The 24,143-nt window shown below is 43.8% G+C and carries 18 protein-coding genes and 1 pseudogene; 8 read left to right on the top strand and 11 right to left on the bottom strand.

Going from position 1 to position 24,143, the window contains the following annotated elements:
- Positions 1-10 precede the first annotated feature (10 nt).
- The 4 genes from JMX97_RS05165 to gdhA all read right to left on the bottom strand — a co-directional run bounded on the left by JMX97_RS05165 (position 11) and on the right by gdhA (position 6,294).
- On the bottom strand, positions 11-1,255 hold the full coding sequence (locus JMX97_RS05165; RefSeq protein WP_201555905.1) for a hypothetical protein: 1,245 nt from the start codon (positions 1,253-1,255) through the stop codon (positions 11-13).
- Positions 1,256-1,267: 12 nt separating this feature from the next.
- Positions 1,268-2,650 carry a glycosyltransferase gene (locus tag JMX97_RS05160; protein ID WP_201555903.1) on the bottom strand — a complete coding sequence of 461 codons (1,383 nt, stop codon included), beginning with the start codon at positions 2,648-2,650 and terminating at the stop codon, positions 1,268-1,270.
- Between the two features lie 78 nt (positions 2,651-2,728).
- On the bottom strand, positions 2,729-4,597 hold the full coding sequence (locus JMX97_RS05155; protein ID WP_201555901.1) for a glycosyltransferase family 2 protein: 1,869 nt from the start codon (positions 4,595-4,597) through the stop codon (positions 2,729-2,731).
- A gap of 350 nt (positions 4,598-4,947) precedes the next feature.
- The gene (gene gdhA / locus JMX97_RS05150; protein ID WP_201555892.1) at positions 4,948-6,294 is read right to left on the bottom strand and encodes an NADP-specific glutamate dehydrogenase; all 1,347 of its coding nucleotides are present in this window, start codon (positions 6,292-6,294) and stop codon (positions 4,948-4,950) included.
- A 594-nt stretch (positions 6,295-6,888) separates the two neighbouring features.
- On the opposite strand from gdhA, the gene JMX97_RS05145 reads away from it, so the two are divergent.
- The 6 genes from JMX97_RS05145 (at position 6,889) to JMX97_RS05120 (ending at position 11,322) form a co-directional block, all read left to right on the top strand.
- Positions 6,889-7,251, top strand: coding sequence for a roadblock/LC7 domain-containing protein (locus JMX97_RS05145; RefSeq protein WP_201555890.1), 363 nt, complete (start codon positions 6,889-6,891; stop codon positions 7,249-7,251).
- 310 nt (positions 7,252-7,561) lie between these two features.
- Complete coding sequence (locus JMX97_RS05140; protein WP_201555881.1) at positions 7,562-8,056, top strand: PAS domain-containing protein; 495 nt, start codon at positions 7,562-7,564, stop codon at positions 8,054-8,056.
- 3 nt (positions 8,057-8,059) lie between these two features.
- Positions 8,060-8,815: a phosphate/phosphite/phosphonate ABC transporter substrate-binding protein gene (locus JMX97_RS05135; RefSeq protein WP_227671460.1), complete on the top strand. Its 756-nt coding sequence runs from the start codon at positions 8,060-8,062 to the stop codon at positions 8,813-8,815.
- 120 nt (positions 8,816-8,935) lie between these two features.
- On the top strand, positions 8,936-9,553 hold the full coding sequence (locus tag JMX97_RS05130) for a hypothetical protein (RefSeq protein ID WP_201555879.1): 618 nt from the start codon (positions 8,936-8,938) through the stop codon (positions 9,551-9,553).
- Positions 9,554-9,608: 55 nt separating this feature from the next.
- The gene (locus JMX97_RS05125; protein ID WP_201555877.1) at positions 9,609-10,220 is read left to right on the top strand and encodes a hypothetical protein; all 612 of its coding nucleotides are present in this window, start codon (positions 9,609-9,611) and stop codon (positions 10,218-10,220) included.
- A gap of 439 nt (positions 10,221-10,659) precedes the next feature.
- The gene (locus JMX97_RS05120) at positions 10,660-11,322 is read left to right on the top strand and encodes a class I SAM-dependent methyltransferase (RefSeq protein ID WP_201555870.1); all 663 of its coding nucleotides are present in this window, start codon (positions 10,660-10,662) and stop codon (positions 11,320-11,322) included.
- A 16-nt stretch (positions 11,323-11,338) separates the two neighbouring features.
- Here JMX97_RS05120 and JMX97_RS05115 read toward each other — a convergent pair whose 3' ends face one another.
- Both JMX97_RS05115 and JMX97_RS05110 read right to left on the bottom strand, forming a co-directional pair.
- On the bottom strand, positions 11,339-11,914 hold the full coding sequence (locus JMX97_RS05115; RefSeq protein WP_201555869.1) for a GNAT family N-acetyltransferase: 576 nt from the start codon (positions 11,912-11,914) through the stop codon (positions 11,339-11,341).
- 419 nt (positions 11,915-12,333) lie between these two features.
- Positions 12,334-13,518: pseudogene (locus JMX97_RS05110) on the bottom strand (iron-containing alcohol dehydrogenase).
- Between the two features lie 361 nt (positions 13,519-13,879).
- Between JMX97_RS05110 and JMX97_RS05105 the strand changes: the two are divergent.
- Both JMX97_RS05105 and JMX97_RS05100 read left to right on the top strand, forming a co-directional pair.
- Positions 13,880-14,683, top strand: coding sequence for an alpha/beta fold hydrolase (locus JMX97_RS05105; RefSeq protein ID WP_201555867.1), 804 nt, complete (start codon positions 13,880-13,882; stop codon positions 14,681-14,683).
- A gap of 245 nt (positions 14,684-14,928) precedes the next feature.
- On the top strand, positions 14,929-16,020 hold the full coding sequence (locus JMX97_RS05100) for a lipase secretion chaperone (RefSeq protein WP_201555860.1): 1,092 nt from the start codon (positions 14,929-14,931) through the stop codon (positions 16,018-16,020).
- A 281-nt stretch (positions 16,021-16,301) separates the two neighbouring features.
- Here the strand turns inward: JMX97_RS05100 and JMX97_RS05095 are convergent, their stop codons facing one another.
- The 5 genes from JMX97_RS05095 to JMX97_RS05075 form a co-directional block, all read right to left on the bottom strand.
- A complete protein-coding gene (locus JMX97_RS05095; protein ID WP_201555854.1) occupies positions 16,302-17,990 on the bottom strand; it encodes an AMP-binding protein in 1,689 nt (562 codons plus the stop codon).
- A 56-nt stretch (positions 17,991-18,046) separates the two neighbouring features.
- Positions 18,047-19,138 carry a CaiB/BaiF CoA transferase family protein gene (locus JMX97_RS05090; protein WP_413786392.1) on the bottom strand — a complete coding sequence of 364 codons (1,092 nt, stop codon included), beginning with the start codon at positions 19,136-19,138 and terminating at the stop codon, positions 18,047-18,049.
- Positions 19,131-21,323 carry a 3-hydroxyacyl-CoA dehydrogenase NAD-binding domain-containing protein gene (locus tag JMX97_RS05085; RefSeq protein ID WP_201555853.1) on the bottom strand — a complete coding sequence of 731 codons (2,193 nt, stop codon included), beginning with the start codon at positions 21,321-21,323 and terminating at the stop codon, positions 19,131-19,133. Before JMX97_RS05085 ends, JMX97_RS05090 begins: the two co-directional genes overlap by 8 nt.
- Before the next feature lie 90 nt (positions 21,324-21,413).
- Complete coding sequence (locus tag JMX97_RS05080) at positions 21,414-22,622, bottom strand: acetyl-CoA C-acetyltransferase (RefSeq protein WP_201555852.1); 1,209 nt, start codon at positions 22,620-22,622, stop codon at positions 21,414-21,416.
- A 111-nt stretch (positions 22,623-22,733) separates the two neighbouring features.
- On the bottom strand, positions 22,734-23,885 hold the full coding sequence (locus JMX97_RS05075) for an acyl-CoA dehydrogenase family protein (protein WP_201555851.1): 1,152 nt from the start codon (positions 23,883-23,885) through the stop codon (positions 22,734-22,736).
- Positions 23,886-24,143 lie beyond the last annotated feature (258 nt).

The raw sequence follows: 24,143 nt of genomic DNA, 5'->3' as shown, positions 1-24,143 counted from the left end.
GTGAAGTTTGCTAAATCTCAAGGTGTAATCCCAGCTGCGGTAGTAGCCATTCCTCAAACCATAATTTGGGTGCTGGGAATGTAGCGATGCTGTCCATAAAGGTTTGAGCTGGCGAATGAGAGCCATCGTCAAATTTGTTTTCTCCATTAAGGTACTCATTATTCTCATACACTAATGGCATATCCTGAATCTTTCCTTCTATTATCTGACCCATAAATTGCTCCCAACTCAGCGCGCGACCTTGAGCGATCAAAGCCTCCGCCATAACTTCTTGCTCTTGATGCGGGCGATTATCGGGCAGTACTACTAGCGGCGTCGCATAGCGATACGCTTGCGCAATACCGTTAAGACCGCAAGCCATTAGCAGCCAATTACTATGAGCAATAAATGGTGTCACATCATCAACATGAGCAGCAATATCGACAAATTTGCGCATGTCATCATCAATAGGGCCAAGCGATATGATAAAGGCATCGGGCAATGCGCAGCGTAGTTCGGGCAGTTTTGTATCAATAGCCTCGTGACCGCCATAGCCTTTAATCACGGTAATTATCGTTGCTTGCCGTTTATCTAAACTTATTTGCATGGCCATGTTATCCGTTGCACGTAAACGATCAACAACAGCAGCATCAGTGGTTCTAGCAGTTTCAGTGGTTAAGCTCGTTAGCGTTTGGATAAAGGCTTCATAGGTCAATGGTTCACTATTGGTAGCGGCTAAAAAATCAAGATATAAGGTTTTTTGGCGCATCCAATCTGGGGTCATCAAAGCTTCCAATACTAGCGGATAAGGAGCGAGCAACCCCAGTGCACCAGTAAAGGCATTAACGTGTGGCGTATCATCACGAATACCGGCCAGTCTGACATATAAATAAGGCACGCTAGCAACGCGGCATAGCATTGCGACCTCGACACTGACATCAACAATCATGAGATCAATCTGACGCTGTTTGACGCCATCCAATATTTGCCAGCTGCGCGTTTGAATATCACTATTACCAACGGGAGAATAGTGCAGACTATTCGGCTGCCAATACTGCCCAGCACGACCTGGCAGCACATCGTCTGCTCGCTCATCTTCCGCACTAAGACGAACAATTTGCTCCTCAGTTATAGTAATAAATCGATAAGCATCAGCAGCTAGACTGGTAAATACGGTCAACTGTTGCCGTAACTTAAGCGGTAATAGTGCCGCTATTTTGTCCGCTTGTCGGCAGTGACCTGAGCCATGATGATGGGCATAATAGCCAATACGCATGATAGTAATCCCCTAAAAAACAGATGCTTTTATTTCGCTATTTTTTATAGCAGCTGACTTATCTTTGCTCACCGCATGTAAAGTACGAGAAAACGTTTGATCAAGGTTGATTGGTATATTCGGTTTATTAACAAGGTCGGGTTGTTTATTATCAGCTTCTTGATTTTGGTCAACAGATTTGTCTTTTAGGGCTTGTTTATATAATTGCACATATCCGTCTACCATCGCCGCCACTGAACAAAATTGCTCAGCGTGGTTGCGACATGCTTGCCGTGAAATAGTATTAATATCAGCAAAGGCTTGGACAAACGCTTCTTTGTCCATCTTAGGTACGATAATTCCGCTGTCTGGCGTGACAATCTCAGCGCTAGCGCCCACATCAAAACCAATCACGGGCGTACCACAGGCCAAGCTCTCAGCCAGCGTTAACCCATAAGGCTCATCCCAAGTACTAGTAAATAATAGTGCGGTTGCGTTACCTAGATAATCATTGATTTCGGCTTTGCTTAAATGTCCGACATAATCAAATAACGCTGGCGTGCCCCTCTCTTTACTAACTTTGTCGTCTTCTGCCAATAGCGGAGCAACATAGTGATTAAAGTAATCCTCATTGCTTTTAGGGCCGGCAATAACCAGACGCTTACCAGCCGCTTGGCAATACTCCATCGCTAGATGCGTGCCTTTTTCGGGACAAATACGTCCGTACCAAAAGTAAACCTCATCTTTAATAGGTTGAATATTAGCGGTAAATGACTGCACATCAATCCCGTTATAAACCACATAAGACGGCACAAATTCATCAAATAATTGCTGCTGATGGCCACTAATCGCCGTAAACTGAGTTTTCGTACCTTGCCGTAGAGTCAACAGCGCCAAACGTAGCTGCGGAAAAATAGGCGTATGAAAAGTGGTAAAACACCGTGAACCAAACGCCTGACCAAGCATCATCGGGATATGATGCAAGCTGTGATTGTGTACCACGTCAATCTCACCGCGCTCATCACGAGTAATAATATCGTGCATCGCACGCTGATAAACTAAATACTGATACAGCTCCTCACGGCTCATGCCCACTGAATCATGCTCATTGTCATAGACCATCGCTTCAAACTGCGCGCGCGTGAGTAACGGGATTAGTGTGGCCTGTGTTTGACTGTCCGAATGTGCGTAAAGTAATACCTTATGTCCTTGGGCAACTAACTCATCACAGAGCAGCTGAGTGATCATTTCAAGCCCACCAGCATACGGCTCAGCGATCGGATATAGAGAGTGCGCGATAATCGCAATACGTAATATAGGGGTTTTTGATTGTTTCGTCGTTTTGACGCCTTTTTCATTATGGATAATACGACAATTGGTCGTATTTGATGTATTAGCTACAGGGGTAGATGTCATGAAATATCCAAGATAAGTGAGCCAGTAATAAAATAGGAATGAGATAGGAATAAGGAAGTAAAGTTATAAAAATTAGGGCTATAAAGGCCACTGATTAACAGCGTTATCATCTTCAAATAGAGAGATTACAGGTTTACTTTTTGGTTTAAAGATTTGGACCTCAGGTGATTTAGTTTTACTTAATTTAATTTTAGTTACCTTAGTGTTGGCTACCAACCTAATATTTGAAACTGATTTAGCTAATGGTAAAGAAGTGCTCGTTGCTACCTCTCCATAACTATAATTGGCAAACATGACTTTTGCGGCCCATAACTTTAGCAGGCAGACAGTGATAGCACAGAAAAACAGTATTGGAGAATAGAGCGGCGATAAGGGCGACACAATGACTGCCGTTATCATGTTGAGTATCAATAGCAGCTTGGGTAACGCGACTATATTAGACATCCATGCCGTACGTCGCGTGCGCATATATTTTTGTTTGGGTGTACAAATAAAGGGCTTATCACGTCCCCACAACACTGGTAACCATGACAACGCTCCAAGCTCCCAAAAATTAAGGTGCAAAGCCCATGCCTGTAGCTTATTGCTAACGCTTGGATTACTAATGCTCTGACTATGACCATTCCTTACTTGCTGATTAAGCGGCTCGCGGTCCCGACTATACGCCCATAGACGTCTAGCTAAAAATACCCCGTAGCTGGCATAGACCAAATACAAAGGCATTATTAGCGATGTTAAACCAATACTTACATTCAAAAGCAGCGCACTACCGATAATCAGTAAGGTACAGATATGCAACAGGATGAAAATACCAGTAAAATTCACCCAAGCGCTAAGCTGCGATAAATGAGCCCGTATATAGGCTAAGCGCTCACCAAGAGCGTTTGTTATGGACCTATTTGGTGACGGGCACGTATCTGTAGAAAGGCGCGAGATTATGGAGAAATAGCTATTGAGTACTTGCATATTGCCATAAATCCAGCGCCGACGCTGACTCATCAAATCACCGACGGTAGTAGGCAACAAGCCGGTAGCGATTACCTCAGGAATAAACTGGCTGCGCAAACCGTGCTGATGCATCAACACCCCCATCTGCGCGTCCTCTGTGAGAGAAGCGCCCGACCAACCGCCTAAATCTAGCAAGGCGCTACGGCGAATAATTGCATAAGTCCCTGTCGATAACGCACGCTGGCGATTAAAGGGCCGGTATAAATGATAATTAAAATAATGATTCAGCTCATTATGGACATCGACTCGGCCAGCATCACGGTAAAACTGCGGAAACTGTAATAATGCATGATTGGGGTAATTATCAATAGCAGTAGCGATAGAGCTTCTTGCCTGCGGCAATGCCTGATAATCACTATCAACTACCACCACATGCGTAGCATTGGGGTTCATAAGCCCTAGTGCTAGATTTAAGGCTCCTGCTTTAAAGCCTGCCACCGCATCGATGTGGTAAAAGTGTACATTTAGCCGTGTATCGAGTTCAGCACAAAAATCTGCCAACGGCTCGTAGAGTGCGGTCTCAATATGGTTATTATCAATGATTAATATCTCATCGTCAGCCGCTTTAATCGCCAGCAATGAGCGGATAGTCGCTATCACCATCTCAGCAGGCTCAGCGCGGGTCATTAGCTGAAAGCTTAAACGTATGGACGTATTAGAACTATTGAAGTTAGCAACATGGTCATTAATTTCTTTAAAATTTTCTTTAGAATAGCCATTCTGACTGCGGCTATCTCTTAAGGCATCATTAATTTTCAAGATACTTTTATCTTTTATACTAATCTTCAGTACACTATCTCTTGATAAAGCAATATCGACCTCGTTGTTGCTAGGAATACTGTTACTAGGAAAATATTGTTTTAGCGTATCTTTGCTTATAGAAAGCGAACTGGTAGCAAGCGGACCTGCTGCAGTATGGACTTCCCTACTGGTTGTCATGACTTATCCTTAGGCATATACATCAGGGACATAAATCGACCCAAGTTAATAAATGAATCCCATGTTAGCCAACAGGGTTGATAATAGTTATTTATGATCTGTCTTTAAAATCGTATTAATGTAACGCTGGGTAAAAAATGTAAAAAATAGCGTTAAATTAGTTACTTAGGATACGAAATACCTCAATTAATATCTTTTAAAGATTGCTAAAAGTATTTGTTTTGGACAAAAAAATACTGCGTCTACCCTTTAAGATAGAAGCAGTCTTTTAAGAAAATTGTAGACTCTGCTGACTATGTATATTCAGTAGATGCTACAAAACATAGCCAGTAGATATTGTAGGCTAATGCTTAGTTTAAGATCCCATAAGCAACTAACGCATCGGCAACGCGTTTAAAGCCAACCATGTTCGCGCCAGCCATATAGTCAATATAACCATTTTTAGTTTGGCCATACTGCTCTGATGCTTCAGCAGCGCTATCATGAATGTCTTTCATAATGCATTTTAAGCGCTCATCCACTTGCTCAAAAGTATCGTATTGGCGTACTGAGTTTTGTGACATCTCAAGCGCTGATACTGCCACGCCGCCAGCGTTGGCCGCTTTACCTGGCGCGTAGTGCACCTGATGCAGGCGAATATGATTAATAGCTTCGGCAGTAAGCGGCATATTAGCCCCTTCTACCACATATTTTACGCCATTCTCAACCAACTGTTTAGCATCGTCTTCATCCACTTCATTCTGGGTCGCTGATGGGATGATGATATCTGCCTTAATGGGCCATGGCTTTTGCTTAGCAAGCCATTCGCCACCAAAAATATCAACATATTCAGCTAAAGGCTTGCTCTGTTCTTTCTGAGCTTTTAGCCAATCGATTTTTTCTTGAGTAAAACCACTAGCATCATGTAGTGTACCGCGGGAATCTGATACTGTGATAACGTTGGCACCAAGGGCGATACATTTTTCGGCAGCATGTAGTGATACGTTACCAGCACCTGATATCAATACTTTTTTACCTTTGATATCTTCTTTTTGAGTGACTAGCATATTTTCTAGGAAATATACCGCACCGTAGCCAGTGGCCTCAGTACGCATTAAGCTACCACCAAAACCAACGCCTTTACCGGTAATCACACCAGTAGATTCGCGGGTTAAGTTTTTGTACATAGCGAACATGTAGCTGACTTCGCGGCCACCTACCCCAATGTCACCGGCTGGTACATCCATGTCTTTACTGATGAAGTGATGCAGCTCACGCATAAAGGCGTAGCAAAAACGACGAATCTCGTTCTCAGACTTACCTTTAGGATCAAAATCAGAGCCGCCTTTACCGCCGCCGATTGGCAGACCGGTTAAAGCGTTCTTGAAAATTTGCTCAAAACCTAAGAACTTTAAAACAGATTGGCTCACAGTCGGATGAAATCTGAGACCCCCTTTATAAGGACCTAAAGCGTTATTGAACTGGACACGCCAGCCGCGATTAACTTGCACTTCGCCTTGATCGTTTTCCCAGTTAATACGAAAGTTAAAAATACGATCTGGCTCTACTAAACGCTCAAATATCTTTAAGGCTTCATATTCAGGATGCGCGTCATATAACGGCTTGATAGTGAGGGCGACTTCTTTTACCGCTTGGACAAATTCTGGTTGATGCGCATAGCGTGCTTCAATTTTTTCGATGGCTTGACTGATACTCATATATCTTCCTTAAAGAAGGTAGAAATTGTGGTCGTTTTAGGTATAAAAACGAATGGGATTGAAAGCCAACTGATTGTGCCTCTAACAGGCGAAGTAGCTTTTAGATCATATCTGTATGTCATTTTGAGGGTGTCGAAGGCTAACGAATGTCCATCTCACTCAATGATATGACGGATGATATAACAGACACAAGGTAGAGAATGGTATTTAGCGTGCGCTTAAAAGTCAGATAATTGACTTTGTCTGTTTAACTTACCCTGATGATAAAAAAAATCAAGCCCATATCGCAACATTAATGTCATTAGCTATAAATAGTTACTTTTACAGACGACAGGTACTATTTATAATTGGCAGACTTTAGTAGATTAAAATAATGCCAATACCAGATAAAAGGCTAAAATAGATCTGAAGTAGCAAAAATCCCTACTATTTGCTTCTCAAGTAGAGAATCTTATATCAATATAGAGAGTAAGGAATTACAATAGGGCGTCTTGAAACACCGCTATTTTTAAAGGTCGTAATTTAAGCACCATAATTTAAGTGTCATAAATAGACATTTTTTATTATTCAATAACCAGTTATAGAGACAGCGATATGCGTACAGACTCATTCCAACAGATATTGGAAGACTTAAACAGCTCATCATCAGACGTTGAGGCGTCGGCCCTAATTTCTAACGATGGCCTTATGATTGCCTCAGCACTTCCTTCCGGCATTGATGAAGACCGCGTTGGCGCGATGTCAGCTGCCCTACTATCACTAGGGGACCGTGCTGGGCGTGAGCTGGCGCGCGGTAGTATTGATCGTATTATGATTCAAGGCGAGAAAGGCTATGTCATCATGACCTCATCAGGTGATGAAGCGGTACTGACCATTATGGCAAAACCGAATGCTAAGCTCGGCTTGATATTCTTGGACATCAAGCGCGCCTCAGAAGCCCTAGCAAAACTTATCTAATCAGTGACTCTATCAGCTGCTTTCTATAATTTACTTACTAATCTTGCTTGTTTTATAAGCAGCTTAAATGAAAAACTATCAGCTGTCTTATAAAGATTAGTTGAGGCCATACATGCTGTATGATTTTAATGAGCCAATACAGACTGACGGGTATTAAAGACTTTGCCCCTCAGTACATGTGAGTAAGCTAAGGTTGATGAGTAATAAACACTAGCAATATATTGCTCATATCGAAACATGTTCTTAGGTTTATGACTCTAATCCAGTTCTTTAATGTTAATGATTACAACGATAAATAAAGGAGATTACTATGGGTTCTCCACTCCCTGATGCCAATCAGCCGGATACGACAGCTGAGCAAGTCACATTGACTTATCAAGATGGAACTTCACGAACTGTTTATGATACTGGTATCGAACGGCCCTATCCAGACGGCAAGCTCATTGTCTCGCGTACCGATCTAGACGGTGTCCTCACGCACGTGAATGATGCTTTTATAGAAATCAGTGGTTATGATCGAGGTGAATTAATCGGTAAACAGCATTATATTTTACGCCATCCTGATATGCCAAAAGCTGCCTATAAGGACTTGTGGGATACCGCAGAGTCTGGCCAAAAATGGCATGGCTATGTCAAAAACTTGTGCAAAGATGGCAGTCATTATTGGGTCTATGCAACCATCGTTCCTAATGTTCGTCGCGGCGAAACAGTTGGCTATACCTCGGTCCGCCGTAAGCCATCGCGTAGCAAGATAGAGGCGGCTATTGCCCAGTATGCTGAAATGAAACAGAATGAGGAAGGTTAAATCATGAGTGAACCAATGTATAACCTATTAATCGCCCCTGATTTTTCGCCTGAGCGTTTTGCAGGTTGGCATATGTTCAACACCTTAATTCAGAAGCGTGCTGACATTCATATGCATTTAAACACGCCTACCTCTTCTGCTGAACAAGAAGATCTGATCAAAGCCGGTAATGTGCATATTATTTATGCCAATCCATTTGATGCCGCTGAATTAATACGTGAACAAGGCTATCGTGCTATCGCCCGTCCCATCGGAAAATCTGACGAGATGGTTATTGCCGCGTCTGCGAGTAGCGATATCAACAGCTTAGAAGATATTACTAATGGTGCTACCGTGGCGATGGCAGACAACCGTGACGTCAAACTTATCGGGCTAAGATTGCTTGAGGCCGTTGATTTAGAAGAAGCAGATCTAAACTGGGACGTGACTGAAAATTATCAAGCAGCCGCGAGAAAAGTTATCAAGGGCGATGCTCAAGTAGCGTTCTTTTTAGCAGAAATATTCCATAGCTTTTCACGCTTGACTAAAACTCAGCTATCAGTACTGATAGAAAGTGATTTAGCGGATATCAGCCACGTACTCTTGATTAAAGAAAATGTTGCCGATGCGGTGGCTTTAACGGATGCGATTCTTGCTTTTCATAACGATGATGACGGTAAAGAAGCACTCGCTGAGCTGGGTATCCCGCAAGGCTTTGAGCCCATGAGCGAAGAAGATGCCGAATTCATGATAGATTTGATGGAAACCTTACTTGATTAGCAATTTTAATTAGCATCTTGGCTACTATCTTGATGGACGCCTGCCCTCTTATTTTTTCAACCTGCTGACGCTGAAAGCTTTACAAACAGTACTGTTGACTATGACCTCAGAGATACTCTTATGAGTGACTTAACGCTTATTAAAGAAAGTGAAATGGTAGCCCGCCGATTGTTTCGCGTGTACTCGCGCAAAATATTTTTGGCGCCGAATAATCGTCATTTTCACGAACAACGTATTAATGCAGCATTGCTTCTTAGTGAAAAAGAGCCTTTACAAGGTGCGGTAGCTGACTTCTTTTATGGCTGCTGGTATGACATTCCTTATGACGTTACCAATATGTTTACTCGTATTCAAGGACGCTTGCACCCCCATGTTGAACTAGCTTTTCGCGACTGTATTAATAAGCTAGCTTACATTCAACACAGCAGTGTGCTTGCAACCCGTTGGAGCGTACTGGTAACACCCTCATTAAACGAGCAAACGCAGCGACTACGTATCAGCAGTGACGATGCTAAGGAAATTGCCAAAGATATCACAGCTGAGCTTATGATGGCGCGCGATAACGAGAACTGGAACACGATTGAGCAAATCGAAAATGAGTTTTTCTCCCACTGTGTTGCTCGCAATGATCGTTTGGCCTTTTCTATCGTCTGGTTTCGCTTGGGCAAAAGTGACTGGCAGTTCGATGAGCGCTGGAATAATTGCCAGCAAAGCCTTGACCAAACTGTCAAAGGATAGATGATAACTTTATTAAAGAAGTTCACTATAAAACTTTATATGAATGGTAGCCGCTATGTCTTACTTAAATGTCGATAAAACCTATCTTACCTTAACCCCAGCAGGTATCTTTGAAGCGTTTTCACAAAACGAACCTACTGATCAGCAGCTATCACTACAAGTCTTACTGTCACACCAAGAGACCATGCTTGCTGCTAATTGGTTAGAGACTTATTCTGATAAATGGCTAGAAGACTTTTTAGAACAAGGCTGGATTGAGAAGCTATCGATATTTTTACCGGCTCCTAACCTACCGTTGGATCAGTTTTTGCCTTATGTGGTGTCAAGCTTATCAGGTAATCGACGCGCTGCGATTGCTTCCGATGAAGGGTTTTGCTTGGCACGGATTGGCTACAGCCAAGAAGAAGCAGACATGCTGTGTGTCGCCGCCGCTGACTTCTCAGGTTTTATGTTGCGTCAAAAGCAACGCGGCTGGTCAGTAGAGAGCCAAGCGATCTCATTCTTTCAGCAAGTCGATTTACTGATTCCTGAAACCAGCTTTGTTTTTTTATGGATTGATGGGGCGGGCTACGCTATCATTATCGATGGTGAGCCACTAACCAATAATCGTGCCTTTGTTGAGCTGGTTTGGGCACTAAAAACATCCGGTCTGCGTTTTGCCAGTTAAATTAAGTTAAATCAGTTTTATTGATAAGTGCGTCTTGCTTGCTGTTAGGCGCACTTTTTTACAAGCTTACCTTCACACTTCGCAATATAATGTTTTTGCGCCTCATCTTCCTTAATCATCACTTATTACTATCCCCATCGACCCGCTATCAGTAGCCCTTACTCGTAACTGTCACACCTAAATCACAGTAATGTCAAAATAATAAGAATACCCTGCTAAATAACAACAACTTATTCAGCAATCAGGCATACTATTATAACCACCTTAGTTATCCCCACTCTCTTCTTGTTAACTTTTTATTAACCCTTATTATTTAAATTCTCTTATTTAGTTAATATTACTCACTAGATAACATTACTCATTAAATAATACTACCCACCCCTTGATAGTGGCAACCTCTGCCAGATTTTGCACTCTTGCTCTTTTTTTAGGATGGTTTATGACTTCGCTTACTTCTGTGCGCGTGCGTTATCAAACGATTGAAATTGGCAATACCGATATTCATGTCTGTACTCTGCGCGATAACCAACAATTTAGCGACCCTAATGACGAGGCACTCAAATTAGGTATTTGCTCGGCATCTTGGCCATTATTTGGCGTGATATGGCCGTCAAGCTTGGTGCTAGCCAACCATATGCTCGATTATGATATCGCTGGCAAGCGTATCCTAGAGGTCGGTTGCGGCATGGCATTATCTAGCCTACTGCTTAACCATCGGCATGCAGATATCACTGCGACGGACTATCATCCGACGGTCGAGTACTTCCTTGATAGAAATACCTTATTGAATAGTAGTAAAGAGATTGCGTTTGAGCGCTTAGATTGGGCACAAGTGAACAGCGGTCTTGGTCGTTTTGATATGATTATCGGTAGCGATTTACTCTATGAAGACCAGCATGTGTCTACATTGGCAGCGTTCATCGAACGTCATGCCAATCCAAACTGTGAAGTGATCGTCGTTGACCCTGGTCGTGGCCGCAAAAACAAACTGACCGCAAAAATGGCAGAGTTTGGCTTTAGTAGCAAACATATCAAGCCGGAAGACACCACTTATCTGGACATGCCATTTAAAGGTCATATTTTGACTTTTTCGAGGGCGTAAGGTTTTGAAGAAAAGGTTAATTGGCTTGAGTTTTCCGCCATTCCTGCTGATTAATTTTATATAAGACATGCTCAGCAAGTACATGGTCTGGCTTAAGCGCAGGATGATAAAAATTGTCCTGCGTGTTGGTCATACCGAGCCGCTCCATAACTGATTGGGAGCGCTTATTAATAACAGCAGTGAAAGAGACCACTTCATCCAGTGCTAGCTCCTCAAAGGCAAACTTTAAAGAGGCATTCGCGGCTTCAGTAGCATAGCCTTGTCCCCAAAACTCCTTGCGCAGTCGCCAAGCAATCTCGACACAAGGAGCAAAGTGAAGATCAGCATGCGTTTCATTCAAGCCCACAAAACCGATAAAAGCATCACTCTTTTCTGAACCATCTTTTAGACTTACCGCCCAAAATCCCCAACCCTTATCTTTAATGAGCTGCTGACATTTATTCGCAATGATATCACTCACTGTAGCGGATAATAACTTGGGAAAATATCGCATCACTTCTGGATCAGCATTCATATCAGCGAATATCGCAAAATCGCTTGGCTGCCACTGCCTAAGATACAGGCTTTCTGTTTCTAGAGTCCGTTGGGACATAACATTCAATCCTTTTAATAACAAATATTATCCACTTACTTTAAAACATTCTTTTTGAGGAGTCTCTTAAAATATGAAAGCAAGTCTACAAAGCCACTATACTATCAACGATGCGTAAGACATTATCGCTCAAAACCGCTGGAGGGAATGTAGACCTCCATTGATTTAACAAGCACTCAGCGGACTCTATTAATTTAGGAGAGTATCTGCCGAATTTAGAAGATAATGGTTATTGAACCCTTCTCTATTCCGGCAAGTATGAGCCACATATTCTGCAGCCACGCTCTCAAGCCAATCAAGAAAGGCCCACAATTTGATTATGAGCCTTTCTCGATTGCTATCGTTAAATCCTAGCTGTCGTTAAATCCCAATAATAATATTCTATTCATACCGTTATGAAACTTGATCTCTTCACCCTGTTATGAGGCTTGTTTACTAACTGATTTTTCCTTAATAGCCTTGTCACTCGCCGTTTTTATTTTCATTAAGATATCTTTAATGCCTGCGCCATTCATATAGGCTGGGACGGCATAAGTATCGCTAACTTCCTTGGCAGCGGCTTTTGCCATACTATCAAAATTACTTGTTTGCATATCTTTAACAATAGGATCGATGCCCACAGTTTCCAGCAAAATTTTTACTTGAGTAATAAGCTGATCCGCTACATCGCCATCATTGGCTTGGCTACTCTTTACAACCCCAATCTTTCTTGCCAGCGCTGCCAGTCGTTTCTCACTGGCTTTACGGTTGAGCTCAAGTATATAAGGCAGTACGATGGCATTGGCGCGCCCGTGCGGCGTGCCATGATACGCACCCAACTGATGAGCGATAGCATGGACATAACCAAGCCCCGCTTTGTTTAAAGCAATACCGCCATAATGAGCAGCCATACCCATCTCTTCTCGGGCTTTTAGGTTGTCACCATCCTTATAAGCCATCGGTAGATATTTCATTACGACTTTGACAGCAGAGGCCGCATAGTAGTCGGTCTCCGCAGTAGCATTCACGCTCACTCATGCCTCTAAAGCATGAGTGAGTACATCAATACCGGTATCAGCCGTAATATGCGGTGGCATACCTTTCATGATTGTTGGATCGATAGCGGCTGCCCGTGGCACCATTTTTGGATCAATAGCGATGGCTTTTTGATGGGTTTTATCGTCCGATACTACCGCACCTATGGTCGCCTCTGAGCCTGTGCCAGCCGTAGTAGGAATGCAGTATAGTGGCAAGCACGGTTTTTTAGCTTTAAAAAGGCCGATAAGCTGCTTCGGCTTGCAATCATTACCTTGGCACATGGCAATCATTTTGGCAGCATCAATCACCGACCCGCCACCTATCCCTATCACCGCATCGCATTTAGCTTCAACCGAATGCGCCAGTCCCTCTTCAATCACTTTAGAAGTTGGATCAGGAGTAATGCCATCATAGACTTGATAGCGGATATTTTTTTGATCCAGATAGTCGGTAACTTTTGAGGGCACACCCAGCTTATTTAGAACGGCATCAGTGACGATAAATACATGAGTGCTGCCTTCATTAATGAGCATATCGCACAGCTCATCGCACGCCTGCTCGCCTACGAATAGCAGCGGTCTTGGCATGGGAATTAGGCGAGTAACCGCACCCAACACTTTGGCTCGAGTTTTTGCGACGCTTACGTACCCTAAATACTTTATCATAGCGGTATCCAGTAATTGAGTGAAGTTCAGACTTTCTTTAGGAGCATGATGAGCCTATCTCTAGCCTCTACATAGAGCGTGAGGCTGGCTCCTTCATGATCTCATTAGTACCTTAATAATGGTAATTAACATTACTAATAATAATTTATACTTATAACCAAAAAATTTTACCATCAAGATTTGTGACTTTGTAGTAAATATAAAAGACCTTATGGAGAAAACACTACTTGGGATTTCCGTTACACTTCATTAGCCCTTATATTTATCATGGAGGATAATGTAGATGCCTACCTTTACGTTCAAAAAACAATATTCCGTTAATGTACACATTCATAAGCCAGAGCCCGAGCACGACCGAGAAACGACGCTGGTGTTTATGACTGCTATCGGGGTGCCACTACAAAAATACGGCCAATTTTTTGAGCATTTAACGACCAAAGGCTATACCGTGATCGGAGCAGATTATCCCTGCTGCGGCGAGAATGAACCGCAACTAGACCGCAGTGTTAATTATAACTATCAAGATATCGTCTCGCACTTTATACCGCCTTTGTTAGGCTATTCAGAAAATAAAAAAACATATCTTCTGGGTCATAGCTTAGGTGGACATATGGCAACTATTTATAGCGCATTAACAGACATCCCAGTGATTGCGGTAGCCACAGGAAATTTACACTATAAAAACTGGCAAGGCTGGGGCCGATTAAACATCCTGCGAGCGATCGCAATATTCAAGCCACTGGTTATTATTTATGGCTATTTCCCCGGCTATAAAATTGGTTTTGGCGATCGAGAGACTAAGGGCATCATGAATGACTGGTGCCATACCGCACTGACAGGTCGTTATGACTTTATCAAAGGTGATCTGAATGCTGGCAAAGGCCGTGGATTGTATTTTTATATCGAAGGTGACAGCTATGCCCCCTATAAATCCACCCAAAATCTCGCCAATCTTTGTGCCGAATCGACCTTAATTTCTGTAAAACTACCTGAGCGTATAACCGGTAATCCACACGGTGCATGGATAAAAGACCCTGATATTATTGCCAGACATATTGATGAGCAACTACGAAACCACTGTGATTAATGTAATGAATGCAATTAAGCATAATAAGTCTGAGGTGCCTAATTGTTTGAAAGACTGACTGGGTTAATTGGTTGAACAAAAAGCGTCTGCACACTGCACAGTGCAATCGGTTATGGGTCGCCTTTTAAGTTTGCGGCAATGTATTATGATAATCTTAACTTTTCAGGTTTAGCGGCCTGACTTCAACAAAACGATCTCCTATATAACCGGAAGAGTTCAATTACTGCAAGGATGCTGACGTTTTTATGGACAACAAACGCAACACTCAGACCATTATCATTATTGCCTTGTTAGTCTTGGCACTCCTCGCTGGCCTTATTTGGTGGCTAAAGCCGAACTCAGCGCCTACGACTGTTACGGGCACCAATACTGCCACCTCAACCACTACAGTCTCTACGACAGATGATACCACTGCTACTGATGCCGAGACCCAAGCAACTAATAGCAAGGCGTCAACTGCCTTTACCACAGGGCTTGAGCGCATGCCCCGCTCTTTACAAGATACTGATGTCGATGGCGAGATTATTATTGATGAAAATAAACAGCTGGTAGTCACAGAAGGGCTGCGGCGCTTATTTGATTATTTCCTATCCGCCATGGGCGAGGAAAATGAAGCGACTATCGTTGCCAGAGTAGAAGCCTATATTCGCCATCATACGCCAGAGCCAGCGGCCAGCTCAGCCATTGACATATTTCACCAATATATATCCTATCTAAAAGAGCTCGACGGCCTACAAGACAGTTATGGCAATTTACAAATGCAAGCTACCCAAGCGGGTAAGTTAGATCTCAATCTGATTGCCCAACGTGGTCAAGATGTCAATCGCATACGCCAAAAGTTGTTCGATGAGAACACCATTCAAGCATTCTTTGGAGGAGAAGATGCTTATGAAGACTACAGCGTTGCTATGGTAAGCATTGAACAAGACAATAGCTTGAATGCGGCACAAAAAAAGACCAGCCGTGAGGACTATATTAGCCGATTGCCAGAAGGAGAGATTAAGCAAAACTTCCAAAAACAAGCCAATTTTGGTGAGCTTACCCAGCGTACTGAAGAGATGAAAGCCAAAGGCGCTAGTAAAGAAGAGTTATTTGTCATGCGCCGTGGGTTGGTTGGCGAAGCAGCAGCTTCACGTTTAGCCATTGTCGATACGGAAGATGCTAACTTTGATGCTCGATTTAATCAGTATCAAACTAAGCGACAAGCGCTGATTAAAAATGCCGGTAGCGAAACCAAAGCTCAAGTACAGATAGATCAGCTGGAACGCAGTCAATTTAGTGATACGGAGCGAAAGAGACTGGCAGGCTATGCCGGACTGAAAAAGCAAGGCTATTAAAGCCACCAATCTGATTTACGCCAAGCTATCTATAAAGGTTTATAGGTCAGCGGTTTGTACAATAACTGCCTTGTTATAACCCTATTTATTGAATTTACATCACACACAAAAATCCGATATACCTCATTTATATTTAGGTAATAGCGGCTTTTTTTAAGGTGTATGTCGGTCAGTAATAGAGGGTCGTTGGATTGACTGGCATTGGTACATTTACATACTTGATGAGACTCTCAAACCTTCATCAAGGATAAACGGTCATCCAACCTATTCTGGCTCAATTATTAGGAAGCTTGACTCGCTTTTTTTCGCAGCTCATGGCGTAATATTTTACCGACTGTAGATTTGGGTAGCTCATCTATAAACTCAATGTGACGCGGACGTTTATAACCGGCCAGACTCTCTTTACAAAAGTCTTTAATCTCTTGCTCAGTGACGCTGTTGTCAGATTTTACGACATAAGCTTTGACTGACTGACCTTGGCTCTCATCATCGACCCCGACCACTGAACACTCAGCAACCTTAGGGTGCATCTCAATGATGTTTTCTACTTCATTCGGAAATACGTTAAAACCACTGACGATAAGCATGTCTTTTTTGCGATCGTATATCTGAATATAACCCCGCTCATTCATCGAAGCCACATCACCAGTTTTGAGGTAGCCATCAACCGTAAAGAAGCTGGCGTTATCGATTTTATGATAACTTGAGATAATATTATCGCCTTTGATACACATCTCACCGACTTCACCCAGCGCGAGAATGTTTCCCTCTTCATCACGGATGTTGATGTCAACACCGGGTAGTGGTAAACCAATGTTGCCGTTGTACTCAGTATTGATAAGCGGATTGGCAGTACCAACGCCTAAGCTCTCTGACATGCCCCAGCCTTCAATAATTGGCAAACCGGTAGTGTCTTGCCATCTCTTCGCTGTTGCTGGTGTTGCCGCCATGCCGCCTGACAGCGACAACTTTAATTCCGAGAAATCAAGACTCTCAAATTTAGGGTTGTTGAGCAAAGCTTGATACAAGGTATTGACCGCCGGGAGAATATGAAACGGTCGCTGCCCTAATATTTTAACAAAGCCGTCGATATCACGCGGATTGGTCACTAACGTGAGGTGCTGACCCACGCGTACCCCTAACAGAAAAACAACAAAAGCGTAAATATGGTACAAGGGTAAAGCAACAATAGTATTGATTTGAGTATCTTTAGGCAGATTTTTATAAACAGGATTGAACCATTCTTCAAATTGAGCGGTCGCTATTACTACATTATGATGAGTCACTAAAAGCCCTTTGGCAACCCCAGTCGTCCCGCCTGTATATTGCAACATCGCTAAATCATCAGGCTGAACCACAGGGCGAGAATAAGACAAAGACTTACCTTGCTTTACTACAGATTTAAAGCTGACTACCTTATAGCTTGAGTTCGACTTTAACCCGTGGCTTGGGATGGCCTTTTTAATATGCTTGGCCGCCAAATTCACTACGTTGCCTTTTATCGTTCCCAGCATGTCACCAATCGTGCTGATGACCACGGATTTAATACCGGTCTCATGAATGACTTTTTCTAACGTCTCGCAGAATGGCTCTAAGATGAATATTGCTTGGGCGTCTGAGTCCATCAATTGATGCTTAAGTTCACGTCCGGTATATAAAGGGTTGATGGTCGTAAGAACCATCCCCGCACGAATTACCCCGACAACTATGGGATAATACTGATTGACATTGGGCATCATAATTCCAACGGTAGAGCCTTTCGCCAGCCCTAGACTCTGAATCCAGGCTGCAATATCTCGAGATATAGTATCAATCTGCTCATAAGAGTACGTCACCCCCATGTTGGTACTCAGTTCTGCTTGAGCATATTTAGCAAATGTATTATCAAAAAAATTAAGTAGCGTTCTATGCTCACACGTTAACTCAGCACTTACGCCCTCAGGATAACTGTCCGTCCAAAATTTATTCATAACATACCTTCCTTGGTAATTAATGAGTCACTTTTTATAGTAGCATTTACTATTTTTTAATATTCAACTTGTTGCCATCCAGATGTGGCATGGTGTTCATCTTGATGCGCAAATAGTGGATGCAATTTGGCTTCTCCTAAAGTCAAAACAGGCGTTACGCAAACATCTGCTGACGCAAAGGTCTCCTGCCAATAGCGAAGCGGCTGGCTGGCAAAGGTCTCCGTGACTGTCTTGGCAGCATCTTTACTGTCCGGCATGTTGGGCATTACCCCGAGTTGCCAGTGCTTGGTTTTTAGCTCAGGCAGTTCTAGCACGTCGCACAAGCCTTGCCAAAACTTGAGCTCTAGAGAGCCCACTGCCATATAGCGATCATCTGACGTTTTATACAGACGATAACAAGGCAGCAGCCCACCTAAGAAATCGTACTGTGGCGGTGGATTCTGACCTGAGAAGCTTTTGACTAGCGCCCCCGTTGCCTTTGGCATGACCATATGCTGGTATAAGCTGTGGGTCATACTGACTGCAACGTGTCGACCTTTACCCGTCCGCTGGGCGGCGAATACAGCAGCCAATAACGCAATCACTGCGGTATCACTACCACCAGCCAGATCTGCAAACTGGATGTTAGGCATGGCCTGCTCGCCTTCAGCAGTCTTTAACTGATCAAGGACGCCACTCATGGCCATAAAGTTGATATCGTGACCGGCTTTATTAGCCCACTCATGCTTAATATCGTCACCAATTTCTGACCCGTACCCAGTGATGGATACGATAACCAGCTGTGGATTGATGGCATGAATGGTCTTGGCATCTAAACCCATGCCTTCCAATACTCCCGGACGGAAGCTATCGAGCATGACATCCGCGTCTTTTAGATGCGCCTTGATTGACTCGATACCTTCAGGATCACGGAAGTCATATTTTTCAATAGTCTTACCGTGATTTAAAGCTTCAAACAGTCCCCCTAATGCGCGGGCAGGATCACCATTTTTGGGCTCAATCTTGATGATCTCTGCTCCTAAATCGGCAAGCAGACGGGTTGCAAAAGGTCCTGGTAGATTGCGAGTCAAATCGACGACTCGCAATCCTTGTAAGCAATCAGTCATATGACCAATACTTGATGACATGCTAGATGTGCTATTAGGCATCGGTAAACTCCTCGCCTTTTTTAGCCATGTCTACTACGATTTGTGCTGGTGCAAAACGGTCGCCATACTGCTCAGCAAGCTCACGGCTACGCGCAACGAACTTGTCTACGCCCATCGCATTGATGAACTGTAGCGTGCCACCATGCTGCGGCGCAAAGCCCCAACCAAAGATAGAGCCAACGTTGGTATCTGCGACAGAGCGTACGACATCTTCCTCATAGCATTTGGCTGATTCGTTGGCTTGAATAAACAATAAGCGGTCAACTACGTCTTGTTGTGATGGCTGCTCTGCACTTGTGGGGAATAAATTGGTCAATTCAGGCCATAAGTGCTTCTCGCCATTTTCTGGATAGTCGTAAAATCCTTTACCCGCTTTTTTGCCTTCACGGCTATGCTCTTGACCTACGACTTTTAGCACGTCATAAGAAGGACGATTGGCCGGAGGCTTACCTTCAGCTTCTAGGTCTTTATTGGTCTGTTCAGTAATATGTATAACCAAACTTAAAGACACTTCATCTTGTAGCGCTAATGGCGGCATTGGCATACCTGCTTTCATACCCGCCACTTCGATACTGCGTGGATGAACCCCTTCACCTAGCATAGTGATACCTTCTGACACATACGTTGAGAATACGCGCGAGGTATAGAAACCACGGCTGTCATTGACGACGATTGGGGTCTTACCAATTTGTAATACATAGTCAAAAGCTTTGGCTAGTGTTTCATCATCGGTCTGCTCACCCATGATAATCTCAACCAATGGCATCTTATCGACTGGTGAGAAGAAATGCAGACCGATAAACTGGTTCGGGCGCTTACTGGCAGTTGCTAGGCCGGTGATTGGCAATGTCGATGTATTCGAGGCATAGACCGCTGACTCAGGAATAACCGCTTCAGATCGCTGGGTACATTTTGCCTTAATGTCACGATTTTCAAAGACGGCCTCGATGATCAGATCACAGCCTTCAAGATCATCATAAGAGACCGTGGTTTTAATCTTACTCAATAAAGTGTGTTTTTTCTCTTCAGTTGAACGACCACGGCTAATGGCTTTATCAAGAATCTTGGTTGAATAACTTTTACCTTTCTCAGCACCCGCGATTTCGGTATCCAGTAATACGACCTCTATTCCTGCTTTTGCAGTGACGTAAGCAATACCTGCACCCATCATGCCAGCACCCAGAACACCGACCTTTTTGGTCTTGTATCTATCAAAGCCATCAGGACGTGATTGACCTTTTTTAATGCTGTTAAGCTGTGTCCAAAGCGTGTTGATCATATTGTTCGATTCGGCAGAGAGCACACAGGCCACAAAATAACGAGATTCGATTTCTAAACCTGTATCGATGTCGACCATACAGCCTTCAAACACACACGACATAATGTGTGTAATAGCAGGATAGTTGCCATGTGATTTTTGGTTCGCCATTGCTGGTGCTATAGAAAATATCTGTACAACGCTGGGATGCTTGCTGTCGCCGCCCGGAATTTTAAACCCTTTTTTATCCCATGGCTGTTGCGCTTTAGGATTGGCTTTGATCCACTCTTTGGCTTGCTGTAGTATATCTGCTTGATCACTGGCAGTCGCATCGATAAGACCGATGTCTCTCGCGGCTCCAGGACGCAATTCTGTACCCTGAGTCATTAACTCAAGTGCTTTTTGGATACCGACCAAGCGTGGTAGACGCTGAGTGCCACCACCACCGGGCAGCAGACCCAACTTGACTTCTGGCAGACCGAGCTTAGTCTTAGGCGAGTCAATAGCAATACGATAATGACAAGCTAAAGCAATCTCAAGACCGCCGCCTAGCGCCGTACCTGTCATGGCAGCTACTACAGGTTTTCCTGACTTTTCAAGTTTACGTAGGCTACCCTTAAGGTCTTCAACCAGCTCAAACGCTTGTTCAGCAGTTTTGATGTTACCCAACGAATCAATATCGGCACCGACAACGAAGGTGTCTTTGCCTGAGGTTAAGATCAAGCCTTTAGCAGACTCATCTGCCATAAAGCTATCAGTCAGTGTGGCAAAGGCTTCGGTGAACCCATCGCCGATGACATTCATTCTGCGATCGTTTTGATCAATTGTTACTGTGACGATACCATCATCATCACGCTGGGCAACAAAGTTTGCCAATGCATTAATAGCGTTTACGCTATCCATTTTATCTGTGCTATTTATAGTCATCCTAAATCCCTTTTATATGCGGTTGCTTCCAATCTAATTAATGGCACTCTTCTAACTAATGACACTCTAAATTGATAACGGTTTATTGATCTATACGCGCTCGATGAGGGTAGCGATGCCCATGCCGCCGCCGACGCATAGTGTAATCATTGCCGTTTTTAGATCTCGCCGTTCTAGCTCGTCAAGTACGGTCGTCATCAACATGGCTCCAGTGGCACCAAGCGGATGACCCATAGCAATAGCACCGCCATTAACGTTAACGATATCTAGCGAGACATTAAAATCTCTTGCCGTTTTTAGCGGTACGGCAGCAAAGGCTTCGTTAATTTCCCAAAGGTCGATATCTGACGCTTGCATACCTGCTTTATCAAGCACTTTTTGACATGCAGGGGTTGGACCCGTCAGCATAATCGTTGACTCAGAACCAATCACGGCGGCCATAGTGATTTTTGCTCGCGGTTTTAGACCTACTTTTTTACCAGCAGCAGCGCTGCCAATTAAGCAAAGGGCGGCACCATCAACGATACCTGACGAGTTACCCGCATGATGGACATGATTGACTTTTTCGATCGTCGTGTATTTATCCAATATCACGCTATCAAAGCCCATTTTACCGGGCATAACGAACGAAGGATTGAGACCAGCTAAGGTTGCAACATCAGTATTAGGACGGATAGTTTCATCTTTGTCTAACAACAACATGCCGTTAAGATCAGTGACAGGAACGACTGATTTATCATTGTATCCATTATCCCAAGCGCTGGCTGCGCGGCGATGTGATTCGACAGCAAACTCATCGACGTCCGTGCGACTAAAGCCTTGTAACGTGGCGATCGTATCTGCACCGACGCCTTGTGGCACAAAACCTGTGGCCTCGTTAACGCGAGGATCCATATACCAAGCACCGCCATCAGACCCCATCGGTACACGGCTCATAGACTCAACGCCGCCGCCTACGACCATATCCTCCATACCTGACATGACTTTGGCGGCTGCAAGGTTAATAGATTCAAGACCTGATGCGCAGAACCGCGATAAAGTTAAACCAGCCACACTTTGATGCCAGCCAGCATCAAGGACTGCGATGCGAGCAATGTCTGAGCCTTGTTCACCAACGGGTGTCACACAGCCAAGCACCACATCATCGACCAAGCTAGTATCGAGATTGTGGCGCTGTTGCATCTCTTTCAATAGCGTGCGGACGAGCCAAATGGGTGTCGCTTGATAAAGCGCCCCGTCTTTTTTTCCTTTACCGCGGGGCGTTCGAATTGAATCATAGATATAAGCGGTCTCAGTCATAAAAAATCCCTATTTATAGTTGATAAATAATGAAGTATTGAGGAGACAATAGTCTCCTCAATTAAATGATGAATAGTACGAGCTGATCAAAACTGACGGGTCAGAATGGTATTACATAAAGCGTGATGCCAGCTCTTTCATGATCTCGTTAGTACCACCATAGATCTTTTGTACCCGCGCATCTGCATACAAGCGCGCAATGGGGTATTCCATCATGTAGCCGTAACCACCGAATAATTGCACACATTCATCCATCACGATGCATTGCTTTTCAGTCACCCAATACTTTATCAATGCGGCATGTTGTACCGTGAGTTTTTTCTCTAACAGTGCCTCAATAGCCGCATCACACAAGGCACTCGAGGCAATATAATGAGTATTGCACTCTGCCAACTTAAAGCGGGTATTTTGAAAGCTCCATACCGGTTTGCCAAAGGCAGTACGCTGTTTGGTATAGTCAATGGTCAAGTCCAGCGCCAGCTTCATCGCTCCAATACCGGCAAGCGCTACAATTAGACGCTCCTGCGGTAGCTCTTGCATCAACTGCATAAAGCCCATGCCCTCTACAGTACCTAATAAGTTTGCTTGCGGTACGCGCATATTAGTAAAGAACAGCTCCGAGGTATCTTGCGATGCCAGCCCAAGTTTTTTTAGCTTTTTGCCGCGCTCAAACCCTGGGGCATTATCCGTATCAACCACGATCAGCGACACGCCTTGGGCGCCTTTTTCTCTATCGGTTTTGCACGCCACAATAATTAAATTGCCTAATTGACCATTGGTAATAAAGGTCTTTGAGCCATTGATAATATAATCGTCACCCTCTTTGACCGCATAAGTTTTGATGTTCTGCAAATCGGAGCCGGTACCTGGCTCAGTCATCGCAATCGCCCCAATCATCTCACCCGTTGCCATTTTAGGGAGCCATGCTTGCTTTTGCGCTTCTGTTCCGTGATGTAGGATATAAGGCGCCACAATACCGGAATGCAAAAAGCCGCCAAAACCTGCTTGATTGGCTTCTGACTGCGCATAAATAAGCGCCGCTTCATGGCGAAAGTCACCACCTGCGCCGCCGTATTCTTCTGGCATGGACGCACATAAAAACCCCATCTCGCCCGCCTCCAACCAAGCTTCACGATCGAGCATACCGTTTTCACGCCATTTTTCGTCGTGCGCTTCCCATTTTTTAAACAACTTGAGCGCACTCTCTTGCAACATCTCAATCTCTTCATCTATCCATCTGGGCTTAAAACATTCAATCGTCATGGGTCCATCCTTGGTCTTGGGTTAATAAATCGGGTTTATAAAATCATCAAGGGTCATTTGCGGCAACTCATAAATAAGCCTGTCCTCTCATTTGTTCTACGACCTGAGAATAAGGGTAATAATAATTACCAATAAAAAATGATAAGGTATGCCTTTATTTGCTTGCCTTTCCTTGTAACTAATAAGCATACTGACAAATAACAGCGTCTCAAGCAATAGCTACTTAAATTATGGTAATCCTGATTACTCTTGATAACT

It is taken from the genome of Psychrobacter sp. 72-O-c, assembly GCF_904846605.1.
Taxonomy (GTDB): domain Bacteria; phylum Pseudomonadota; class Gammaproteobacteria; order Pseudomonadales; family Moraxellaceae; genus Psychrobacter.
This window is presented reverse-complemented; position numbering and strand designations above follow the sequence as displayed.